The sequence below is a fragment of the Veillonella sp. CHU732 genome, assembly GCF_003992085.1.
Lineage (GTDB): Bacteria > Bacillota > Negativicutes > Veillonellales > Veillonellaceae > F0422.
Genome location: NZ_RQVC01000005.1, coordinates 41,783 through 53,733 on the forward strand (window position 1 = coordinate 41,783; position 11,951 = coordinate 53,733).

7 protein-coding genes are annotated in these 11,951 nt (G+C 39.8%); all 7 read left to right on the forward strand.

What is annotated here, in order from left to right; genetic code table 11:
* Window positions 1-41 precede the first annotated feature (41 nt).
* Window positions 42-638 (forward strand): helix-hairpin-helix domain-containing protein, encoded by a 597-nt coding sequence (locus EO121_RS03305; RefSeq protein ID WP_127166004.1) that lies wholly within the window; start codon window positions 42-44, stop codon window positions 636-638.
* Between the two features lie 101 nt (window positions 639-739).
* A complete protein-coding gene (locus EO121_RS03310) occupies window positions 740-2,845 on the forward strand; it encodes a ComEC/Rec2 family competence protein (protein ID WP_164725848.1) in 2,106 nt (701 codons plus the stop codon).
* Window positions 2,846-2,855: 10 nt separating this feature from the next.
* Window positions 2,856-3,824 (forward strand): DNA polymerase III subunit delta, encoded by a 969-nt coding sequence (gene holA, locus EO121_RS03315; protein ID WP_127166008.1) that lies wholly within the window; start codon window positions 2,856-2,858, stop codon window positions 3,822-3,824.
* A 7-nt stretch (window positions 3,825-3,831) separates the two neighbouring features.
* Window positions 3,832-5,184: a VanW family protein gene (locus tag EO121_RS03320; protein ID WP_127166010.1), complete on the forward strand. Its 1,353-nt coding sequence runs from the start codon at window positions 3,832-3,834 to the stop codon at window positions 5,182-5,184.
* A gap of 11 nt (window positions 5,185-5,195) precedes the next feature.
* A complete protein-coding gene (locus EO121_RS03325; RefSeq protein WP_127166012.1) occupies window positions 5,196-8,894 on the forward strand; it encodes a PolC-type DNA polymerase III in 3,699 nt (1,232 codons plus the stop codon).
* Window positions 8,895-8,906: 12 nt separating this feature from the next.
* Window positions 8,907-10,460, forward strand: a complete 1,554-nt coding sequence (locus EO121_RS03330; RefSeq protein WP_127166014.1) for a gluconokinase — start codon at window positions 8,907-8,909, stop codon at window positions 10,458-10,460.
* Window positions 10,461-10,478: 18 nt separating this feature from the next.
* A complete protein-coding gene (locus EO121_RS03335) occupies window positions 10,479-11,798 on the forward strand; it encodes a gluconate:H+ symporter (RefSeq protein ID WP_127166016.1) in 1,320 nt (439 codons plus the stop codon).
* Window positions 11,799-11,951: the final 153 nt, after the last annotated feature.

The window sequence follows — 11,951 nt, forward strand, 5'->3', positions numbered from 1 at the left end:
CTCATCTATGACGAACCTTTTGTTTGAAAGGATGTGATAGAATGAATGTAACAAATCGAAAACGAATTGGCATCATCGTATGCCTATTCCTACTGTGTGTATGTGGATACTATCTTATTATAGCAGATACACCAATGAAAGGCGATGGATCACCATCTGATACCCCAAAGACTGTGAAGCAGTCAGACAAAGGAAATCGTGGTGGTCCAGTGGAGAAGGAAACGAAAGCAGATACGATTTTGGTGTATGTCACAGGAGCTGTAGAAGAACCAGGCTTGTATGAGCTACCAAGTCCTGCGACGGTGAAGTCAGCTATTGAGGCCAGTAAAGGACTATTGCCCTATGCAGATGTGAATCATCTACATTTAGAAGATACCTTAGAGGAAAGCGCACATATTCATGTAGATTTCAACTTTCACGGCAGTCCTGAGGAGTTACTACGAAAACAAAATATCTCTATTAATGATGGAACCGAAGCAGATTTACAAAAAATATCGGGGATTGGCCCTAAGATGGCAAAAAAGATTGTGGACTATCGTCAAGAGCATGGACTATTCAAGAGTTTGGAAGAATTACGACAGGTGAAGGGCATCGGACCTGCATTGTATAAAAAAATTGTGGAGAAAGTACGATTATGAAAAGGTTACCCAAGCCAATAGATCTAGGTATCACCAGTGTGCTAGGAATGCTATTGGGAATTTGTATGAGTCTATACGAAAACGAATTACACACCTATCTTATGTATTGGTTAAGTATCATTACGATATTTGGTATCCTTGGGATAATAGGATTACGTGGATACGAACAACGTAATGAACATATGTATAAAATGATGCGATATGTGATGGGCTTAGTGGGTATTATGTCTGTATTTACTGCTATAGGATATGTGCATACAGATCGAGTCATCACACACTATTTTGAAGATAGACCGTTTTATTATGGTGCCGATGGTGCCTATTATGTGCAATTCACTTCTAATCCACAACCTACTGTGACGCTAGATGGCATTATGACCATGGTAGATGCTGATGTAGAAGGTATGGATATAGAAAAGAATGGCGCTACTGAACATGTACCAGCGAAGGGCAGTATTCGTGTTTATGTGCCAGGAGAACCAACTATTCATATGGGAGACCGATACGTCATTCGTGGTACTGTGAAAGGCTTTACCTATTATGAGCAAAGTGGTGCCTTATCTATGAAAACGAGACATATCAATGATGGATTGCAAGGAAATTTGTATCAAGGTACCATAGAGGGGAACTATACAGTGGAGAGAACCCTAGGCATATGGCTAGCTGATACGGGGTATGCACTGGGTGCTTACCTAGATAGAGCCCATCATTGGGTGGCACAACAATTTGAAGAAAATCTAGATCCATCCATTGCTACCTTGGGTACCTCCTTGGTTCTAGGTGGTCAATACGCGATGCTGCCAGAAACGATGGTAAAGTTATTCAGTGAAACAGGGCTTATCCATATTTTGTCGGTGTCAGGGTCCCATATTGCTCTCTTATTTCTCATTATTTCTACCGTATTACAACGGTTGCAGTTACGTAAAGGTGTAGAATTTTTCATCACTTGTGCATTGATTGTACTGTACTGTACGATTGTGGGCTGGAGTCCGCCCGTATTACGCTCTGCCATGATGGGACTATTAAGCGGATATGTCGTTATGCATGGCGGTACGTATCGGGCGTTACATGCGCTCCTACTATCTGCCTTATGTTTACTGTTATGGAAGCCATTATTCGCGGTAGATATTAGCTTTGTCTTATCCTTTGGGTCTACCCTGGGCATCATCGGATTGTATCCCTATGTGTATCGGCTATTTCCACCGAACCCTATCTCTAAAGGCATTGCTCTATGTATATCCGCACAAGTTCTTATATTTCCTGTAGAATTGTATTATTTTCATATCCTTAGCTTTCTTAGTATTTTGTCCAACCTGATTGTAGGTCCTTTGTTAGATATAGCTATCATTGCAGGTCTGTGTCTATCTTTGCTCAATATGGTATTTACTTTTACATTAGGTTGGTCCCTCTTAGGTTTCATTCTGAAAGCCAGCATGTCTCTTTTATTTGCTATTCGTAATCTAGGGCTATTGTGGTCTCCTCCCATGCCTTTGTGGTTAGTGGCAGTATGGTATATGTGCGTAGGGTATGTGTATTGGCTATTAGCACTGAAAGAGCCTATTCGTGTAGCATGGAATAGGATGGCTAGCATTGCACTCTTGGTAGTAGGGATGTTGCCCTTAGGACTGTCTTATGTAAAACCAACGGTGCAAGTAGTGCCTATTGCTATCTCCTCAGGTCCAGCTTTCATGGTCTGTAAGACAGGCTTTTATAGGGAGGCATACCTATATATAGATGCTAAGAATGGCGATATTTCACCACGAGCGATGAAACAATGTGTAGATGCCTTGCATCATCGTGGGTTTAGTCATTGGAATGGTGTGTTTGTAGAAGGATATCAGAAGGGATACACTCATGTGGATACCTTAGAACATCTTTATAGTAAAGGGCAAGCTGGTAAAGAGCTAACACTAGATTGGTTATCTGTACAACTTCATACCAAAGCAGGCTATGAAATTATCGTAACAGGACATAGAAAGTTTCACTTTCATCCTAGAAAAGAAGGAGAAAAAGTTCAAGAAATAGTGTATAATACTAAGAGAGAAACAAATACAATATATGGCTTGACCGCTAGCAATCAATTATTGCATTATCAAGAACGAGGAGCAATGCATTTTATCGTGTGGAATACCCTGCACAGTCAATTTGATGTGGAGGAAGGAGTGTATATTGTAGGCAGTGATGAAAACAATGTAGTAACATTATAAGAGGTGACAGATGGTTACATTACTCTATGGAGATGAACCACAATTATTAGAAGAAAAAAAACAGAATCTCTTACATCAATATACAGATCGGACCTTGCTTACCTTGCGTGAGGAGCAAGGTCCCGGTTCTATTTTAGGGCAATTACAAGAAGTATCGCTCTTTGGTGAGCCACGAGTATTTTTGCTTGTCCATTTGCCTATCTTTGATAAACCGAAGAAAAAGCTGGCTCCAGAGTGGCAAGGATTGCGAGACTATTTGCAAAGCTATACTGGAGAGGATCCTATTATTGTAGTGTATCCAGAAACTATTGATGGACGGTTGCAAGGAAATAAAGCATTTTTGGGAGCTGTAGAATCCTTTAAGTTTGAAAAAGTAGAGGGAGAAGCTCTCTTTCAGTGGATACAACAACATTGCAAGGCTCATAAGCAAAAGATAGATCCCGATGGTATGGCATATCTACGTGATTTGGTAGATTTGTGGAAAGATGTGCCTTTAGCATTTTTGCGCACAGAATTTGATCGATTGTTCCTACTACTAAAAAAAGGGGAATCGATGACAGGGCTATTTTTAAAAGAGCATATGACAGACTTTGGAGAGAAAAATATTTTTCGCTTTAAAGATGCTTTATTAGCAAAAGATGCACGAACATTACTAGATTTATTCCCCTCTATGCTTAAGAATAAAAGTGTAGATATGGCGATGGCTTATGTACATAATCAAATGCATTTGCAACTTATGGTCAGTGAATGTGCCTATTATGGGATGACATTACCTGAGATTCAAAGCTTATTTAAGGAAAAAGGGATGAAAGCCAATCCCTATACAATTAAATTAGCCTTTGAAGCGCGTCGAAAAATTCAAATCCCAGCGGTGGCAACATTGATTAGCCAGCTGTATCATTTAATTTTGCAAAGCCGTCAAGGTATAGCAGATATGAGCCAATTTCAAGATATTTGTTTAGCCTATTGCGCAAATTAGGAGAAGTATGAAACGAAAGTATATTGCCACTGTGGCGGCTCTCATAGCTCTCGTTGGGGGAGCTGTAACAGGGATTGTATGGCCTACTGGAAATACGATTTATGGATTAACTATAGATGGTCATAGTATCTCTCATCAAAGTATGGATGAAGTAGACACCTATTTACAAGAGCGGAACACACAGTCACAAAGGATTCGCATAGTAGATCCTAAGGGAAAAGAAACGACCATGAATTTAGCAGATTTAGGGATTACCATAGATAGGGTGGGAACCTTAACCGATGTAATGGATTATGGCTATGAAAGTGATGTCATGACCTATGTCATGCACCGAGTAGATGCGTTACTTCATGGAAAAGAGATGAACATTCGATATAAAGTAGATGGACCAGTGGCTGAGTCCTACTTTATGAATTATGCAAAGGCCATGGGACAAGTAGGAACTAATGCAACTATTACCCTTGAGGGTGATAAAGTCGTACATCAGCCCGCTAAGGTAGGCCGTAAATTGGATGTGACGGCTACTATGAAGCGATTGCAAGAACAACTGCAAGAAGGTAAGGTAGAGACTTTAGAACTTGTTATCAATGAGTCTGCACAGCCTACGATAACGGATAAAGATTTAGTGTCTATCACTTCCATATTGGGGTCCTTTACGACTTATTTTGATGGCTCTAATACAAGCCGAGCCCATAATATTCATTTAGCATCTCAAAAAATTCATCAAACTTTTATTCCGGCAGGGGGGATTTTCTCCTTTAATCAAGTAGTAGGAGAACGGACTGCTGAAGCGGGTTATGACGATGCACCTGTATTTATGGGAGGACGCCTAGTGCCAGGCATTGGTGGTGGCATATGCCAAGTGAGTTCTACCTTGTTTAATGCGGCATTATTATCTGGTATGGATATTGTAGAACGTGATACGCATTTTGCGCCTGTTTCCTATATACCAGTAGGCTTAGATGCTACTGTGGCGTGGGGATATATTGACTTTCAGTTTAAAAACCCTTATTCCCATCCCATCTATGTGATTGCCGAAGAGGGTGCTGGTTATGTGACGATTACCATCTTAGGGGCTAAGGAGGATGTACCGCAGTCTGTGACAATTACAAAAGGTACAGAGCAGAAAATCCCTAATAAAAAGATAGAAAAAATTGATGACACTATGAAAGAAGAAGTTGTAGAAGAGACAGGTCATGAGGGGATTTCTGTAGATACGACGAGGACCATAGTATATGGAGATGGGCGACCTTCTACATATACCTTTAATTCATATTATGAACCAGTAGATACGGTTATTATAACGGGGCCTAATGTTGTGAAGCGTATCAACAAAGATGCAGTGAAGTCAAATCCGTAAGGGAGAAGGATATGAAATACTACCATATGGTACAAAAAGGAGAGTCTAAGATTGACTTTTACTTTTACTTAAAAGATGGAAAATTACATATTTTTGGACCAGGTGCAAAAGGTGACATCGATCCGGTTGTGCAAAGACGAATCGAAGCGATTTGCAATGAAATTGGTTGTACCTATGAATTCATAGATACGGGATATTTCATGAAACAGCTCGTACTTAGCAAAGCTCCAGAAAGCAGTCATGTATATACGATGGGATATGACCTGAATATGGTTGAGCTAGATGAACAAGAGTATGCCTTTCTTCAAAAGGCTAATGAAGTATCTGATTACGATAGTTTTGTAGATTTCTATAATGATAGTCGTTTTGATGAGACGGAATATTATGTGGGCCGTGATGGTAAGATAAAAACCGTTTCGGATTATGATGATTTGTACGATGCACCAGTGGTCATAGATCGTCCTAATACGCCAGCTCCAACGGCGACAGGTAGTTCTCCATATTCTATGCGAAGACGGAAGCTAACTACTGAAGATGGGATGTTATTAGGTCCTGCTTTTGATGAGGCAGATACGCATCGCACAGATGATTTCTTTGTGAGAACAGGAGAGAATGTTGTTATCTCTGGGTACTTTCACGGTTTAGATATACGAGAAATCAAGCCTAAGGAAGATAGCAAGGCTGTACAAAAAGCACGTGAAAAAGGTGAAGAGCCTAAAAAGCGGTATATTATTACAGGTCATATTGTGGATGATTACAATAGTTTGGCCATAAAGCGATTTACCAGCCCTTCTGAAGACGGACCAAAGCTATTAAAAATTTTAAAATCTGTTGGGAAGGTACAAATTAAAGGGGAAGTCATCTATGATGAGCAATTTGTACGAGACTATGTGTTAAATATGGACTCGGTCCGGCCTGTAGAAGATAAGGACAATACGAAACGCACTGATACTCATGAGGAAACTAGAGTAGAACTTCACTTACATACGAAAATGTCTGAGAAAAATGCCCTAGTAGCAGTGAAAGACATTGTGAATCGTGTGAAAGATTGGGGACACCCAGCGGTAGCCATTACTGACCATGGGGTGGTGCAAGCATTTCCAGAGGCTCAAGCCTATTCCTTAGAAAAAGGCGTGAAGATTCTCTATGGTGTAGAGGCCTATTTAATTGAAAAAGAGGACCAATCGATACCACATCATATTATTATGTTTGCAAAAAATATGGTAGGTTTGCGGAATCTGTACAAGATGATTTCTATTAGCCATTTGAATTATTTTGATGAGTACCCAAGATTGCCGAGAGCTGTCATTGAAGACCATCGTGAAGGGATTCTTATAGGAACGGCTTGTAAATCTGGAGAACTGATTCAAGCTATGGTTCATGGTGCTACCGATGAAGAATTGCAGAAAATTGCTACATTTTATGATTATTTAGAAATTCAACCTCATGATAATTACAAGAGTTTTATAAAAGAAGGCTTGTTAAAAAATGAGGAAGATTTAAAAGAGATTAATCGTCGTATCGTCGGTTTAGGGGATACCTTGCAAATGCCTGTAGTAGCTACAGGTAATGTACATTATATGGATCCTAAAGACAAAATGTACCGTGAAATCATGCTTACCGCTAGCGGTGTGAAAGATGCAAAAGACAAAGCAGATCAGCATATGCGTACCACTGATGAAATGTTGGAAGAGTTTGCTTACTTAGGAGAAGACAATGCCTACAAGGTGGTAGTGACCAATACGAGAGCTATAGAGCAAAGTATTGATTATATTGTACCTATTCCTAATGGCACCTATTCACCAAAAATCGAAGGGGCTGATAAAGCCTTGGAAGATATGTGCTATGCGAAAGCAAAGTCTATCTATGGAGATCCCTTGCCGAAGACGGTGCAAGATCGATTGGACTATGAACTTAAGAGTATTATCGGCAATGGTTTCGGTGTATTGTACTACATTGCCCATAAACTAGTAAAAAAATCTTTAGATGATGGATACTTAGTAGGTTCTCGTGGTTCCGTAGGATCCTCCTTTGTAGCCACCATGGCGGATATTACGGAGGTAAATCCATTAGAGCCACATTATGTGTGTCCACAGTGTAAGTGGAGTGAGTTCTATTTAAAAGGGGAATATGCGGGGGGCTTTGACTTACCACGTCGAAATTGCCCTGAGTGCGGTACACCACTTATCGCCAATGGACACGATATTCCGTTTGCTATTTTTATGGGATTCCATGGGGATAAGGTACCAGATATTGACTTGAACTTCTCTGGCGATTACCAAGGTCGTGCCCATAAATATACGGAAGAATTGTTCGGACGAGACAATGTATTTAGAGCGGGAACAATAGGTACCATTGCGGATAAAACGGCGATTGGCTATGCCTACAAATATGCAGATGTGAATGACTTACAAAAACGACGAGGCTTTATTGAAAAGTTATCTACTGGCTTTACAAAAGTAAAGAATACTACTGGTCAGCATCCGGGAGGTATTATGGTTTGCCCACGAGATATGGATGTACATCATTTCACACCAGTTCAATATCCAGCTAATAAAAAAGAAAGTGGTATTATTACCACACACTTTGACTATCACTCTATTGAAGGTCGTATGACCAAGCTAGATATACTGGGTCATGATGATCCTACCATCATTCGTATGTTGGAAGACATGACGGGTATTCCGTCTACTACTATTCCTTTTGATGATCCTGCTACATTAAGCCTATTCTCTTCAACAAAAGCATTAGGATTGACACCAGCCCAATTGCAAGGGGATAAAGTGGCGACCTTGGCAGTCCCTGAATCAGGTACTGGGTTCGTACGGGCTATGTTGGAAGATTCTAAACCACAAACTTTTTCAGACTTAGTGCGGATTTCTGGTTTCTCCCATGGTACCAATGTATGGGTAGATAATGCACAAACTTTGATAAAAACGGGAACATGTAAATTGAATGAAGCTATTTCTACGCGTGACGACATCATGAACTTTTTGCGCAATCATGGGGTAGCAGATAATGTAGCCTTTTCCGTCATGGAAAATGTGCGTAAAGGGAAAGGTATCGAAAAACGGAATAAAGAGGGGATTGCTCAAACAGATTATGAAGACCAAATGCGAGCAGCCCAAGTACCAGAGTGGTTTATCGCTTCTTGTAAAAAGATTTCTTATTTATTCCCACGGGCCCATGCCGTAGCTTATGTTATGATGGCATTTCGCATTGCTTGGTACAAGATTAATTATCCATTAGCATTCTATGCATCGTATTTTTCTATTCGGGCAAAAGCCTTTGACTTGAAAATTATGATGGGTTCCTTAGAAGAGCAGCAACAAGAATTTAAACGGTTGAAAGCCTTAGCTGCGAAGTATGAAGCATCACCAAAGGAAAAAGATTTAATGTCTGCCTTAGAGGTATCCTTGGAAATGAAACAGCGAGGGTACTCCTTCGGCAATGTAGAATTATATAAATCACAAGCTAGACGGTTTATGATTAAAGATGAAACCTCTTTATTACCGCCATTTGTAGCTGTTACTAGTTTAGGCGAAAAGGTAGCAGATGCCATCGTAGAAGAACGAGAGCAAGCAGAGTTCTTATCGATTAAAGATTTGCGGAGACGTACAAAAATGTCTCAAACCATTGCTAACCGAATGGTTGAGTTAGGTTGTTTAGGCGACTTACCAGAAGATGAGCAAATGAGTTTATTTGGATGATAGGAGGTATATATGTCAGAAGTTAGAGAAGCAGTATGGATAGGCGTTGATGTGGGAACTACAGGCGTGCGTGCTATGGCATATACAGCACAAGGTAAATCTGTAGCTGTACGAGATGCTTTTTATCCATTAGAAACACCACAATATGATCGAGCAGAGCAGAATCCTCAACAAATATATGATGCTGCAGAAGCAGTCATTGCTGGAGTGGTAAAAGATTTACAATATAAACTAGTCACTATATCCGGGATTGCCTTGAGCTCAGTGATGCATAGTTTTATTCCTCAAGATGAACATTTTGATTTATTAGGCAATATGATTACTTGGGCAGATAGCAGAAGTTCCAATATTGTACACCGTATGGAACAAGACGAAGCGTGCAAACAATTCTACTTTAGAACAGGCTGCCCTTTACATGCATCTTATCCATTGGCTAAAATCATATGGGTCAAAGAAAATCAACCTGAAATCTTTGCTCGTATGGCACACATTGGGTCTATTAAAGATTATATGTTCCGGTTGATGACAGGGGAATGGGTAACAGACAAATCTGTGGCATCTAGTTCTGGTTTATTTAATGCCTTTACAGAAACTTGGGATTCTGAGATTTTAAACTATGTAGGGATTCAAGAGGAACAACTACCTAAAGTAGTATCTACTACGTATAGTGGTAAGTTAGTAGCAGGTGTAGCAGAGCGTTTAGGTTTACCTGTGAATACACCAGTTGTCATCGGTGCTACTGATGGAGTACTGGTGAATGTTGGTATTGGCGCTGTATCTAAAGGGCAGTTAAGTGCTACTATAGGTACATCTGGTGCTATACGCATGCTCACAGAAAATCCGCAAATGGATCCTAAAGGTCGCACTTGGTGCTATAATTTAACAGATACCATGTGGGTAGCTGGTGGAGCTATCAACAATGGGGGTATGATTTTGCGTTGGATGCGAGATCGTATCCTGCATTATCATGGCTCCCAAATGGAACAATTATCGGTGGATCCTTATGATTTAATGACCATGAAAGCAAGACATGTACCGGCTGGATCTGGTGGCTTGTTATTAATGCCATACTTTACTGGTGAACGAGCTCCCTATTGGAACTCTGATCTGCGTGGAGCTTTCGTAGGTTTATCTTTAAATCATAGTCGCTCTTACATGATTCGCGCCACAATGGAAGGGATTTGTTATAGCTTACGGTTTGTTCTTGATGCATTACGTGAGTTTGAAGATGTGAAAGATATCCGTATTAGTGGTTCTTTCACTAAATCTGAATTGTGGGTACAAATTATGAGTGATATATTCGGTGAACATATCACATTACCAAATAATAGTGAAGGCGCCTCCTTTGGCGCCGCTGTGTTAGGGTTTATTTCTGATGGAACTTTGTCAGATATTAAGGATACAGCAGAGCTAGTACAGCCTGAATGTATCTATCACCCTAAGGAGCAACATCAAGCCGTATATGACGAACTTTTCTCTATTTATGAAAGTTTGTATATTCATATGAAAGACGATTTGGCACGTCTTGTTCAGTTCCAAAAGGAACATCCATTTAGTCGTTTATAATTAGAAAGGAGACTAGAAATGCCATTAGTTATTCTTGCATTAGGAATTATTCTACTATTTTTCCTAATCGTAAAAGTAAAGATGAATAGCTTTTTATCATTGCTATTGGTCTGTGTATTATTAGCCTTTGGAGAAGGATTGCCACTTGACAAAATTTTCCCAACTATTCAAAAAGGCTTAGGAGCTACCTTAGGTGGTTTAACAATCGTTGTAGGTTTTGGTGCTATTTTAGGTAAATTGATGGCCGATAGTGGTGGAGCACAACGTATTGCAACTACATTGATCAACATGTTTGGTCGTAATAATGTAAGATGGGCTGTATGTTTAACTGGATTTATTGTAGGGATTGCTTTATTCTATGAAATCGGTTTCGTCTTATTAATTCCTTTGATCTTTACCATTGCTAAATCTGCGGATATTCCATTGTTAGAAGTAGGCATGCCAATGGTAGCAGCTTTATCTGTGACACATGGTTTCTTGCCTCCACATCCAGGTCCTACAGCGATTTCTGTATTATTTAATGCAGACATTGGATTAACGTTGGTATATGGTATCTTAATCGGTATTCCTACAGTTATTCTGGCAGGTCCAGTATTGTATAATACTGTGAAAGATATCAAAACAGATATCCCAGAAGGTCTTCACAATGATAAAGAATTTACAGAAGAGGAAATGCCATCCTTTGGAGTATCCATCTTTACAGCTTTAGTACCAGTTATCTTGATGGCAGCTACAGCTATCGGTAAAATGATTAACTTGCCAAAAGCATCCCCAGTGATGGTTATCCTTAACTTCATTGGTGATCCATCTGTGGCATTAACAATTTCCTTGATCATTGCCTTCTATACATTTGGCTTCGCTCGTGGCAAATCTATGAAAGAGATTATGGCTACTTCTGAAAAAGCAATTTTAACAGTAGCTATGATCCTATTCGTTGTAGGTGCTGGTGGAGCCTTAAAACAAGTATTGATCGATAGTGGTGTGGGTACCTATATCGGCGAACTAGTGATGCAAGTGAATGTATCTCCATTAGTATTAGCTTGGTTAATTGCTGTGGTGATTCGTATTGCTGTTGGCTCTGCTACAGTGGCAGCTATGACAGCTGGCGGTATTGTGGCGCCGTTAATTCCATTAACAGGTGTAAGCCCTGAGTTAATGGTAATTGCAGTAGGTGCTGGTTCTGTATTCTTTAGCCCGCCAAATGACCCAGGATTCTGGTTATTCAAAGAGTTTTTCGGGTTATCTGTCAAACAAACATTACGCTCTTGGTGTATGGTAGAAACAGTGATTGCCGTATGTGGATTAATTGGTGTAGAAATCATTAATTTATTCTTATAATTACAATCATGAGATGACAAGTAAATAGATAACAAAAATAGAGGAACATTGATAGTCATATATCAATGCCCTCTATTTTTATATATGTATTAGCAGTGTTCGTATACGCAGATAGTAAAAATACCCCAGCCTGACACAGTAGGTTGGGGTATA

Excerpts from the sequence above, each read along its gene's own strand:
- EO121_RS03305 (WP_127166004.1), top strand. The coding sequence starts at position 42 with ATGAATGTAACAAATCGAAAACGAATTGGCATCATCGTATGCCTATTC.
- EO121_RS03310 (WP_164725848.1), top strand. The coding sequence starts at position 740 with ATGTATTGGTTAAGTATCATTACGATATTTGGTATCCTTGGGATAATA.
- holA (WP_127166008.1), top strand. The coding sequence starts at position 2,856 with ATGGTTACATTACTCTATGGAGATGAACCACAATTATTAGAAGAAAAA.
- EO121_RS03320 (WP_127166010.1), top strand. The coding sequence starts at position 3,832 with ATGAAACGAAAGTATATTGCCACTGTGGCGGCTCTCATAGCTCTCGTT.
- EO121_RS03325 (WP_127166012.1), top strand. The coding sequence starts at position 5,196 with ATGAAATACTACCATATGGTACAAAAAGGAGAGTCTAAGATTGACTTT.
- EO121_RS03330 (WP_127166014.1), top strand. The coding sequence starts at position 8,907 with ATGTCAGAAGTTAGAGAAGCAGTATGGATAGGCGTTGATGTGGGAACT.
- EO121_RS03335 (WP_127166016.1), top strand. The coding sequence starts at position 10,479 with ATGCCATTAGTTATTCTTGCATTAGGAATTATTCTACTATTTTTCCTA.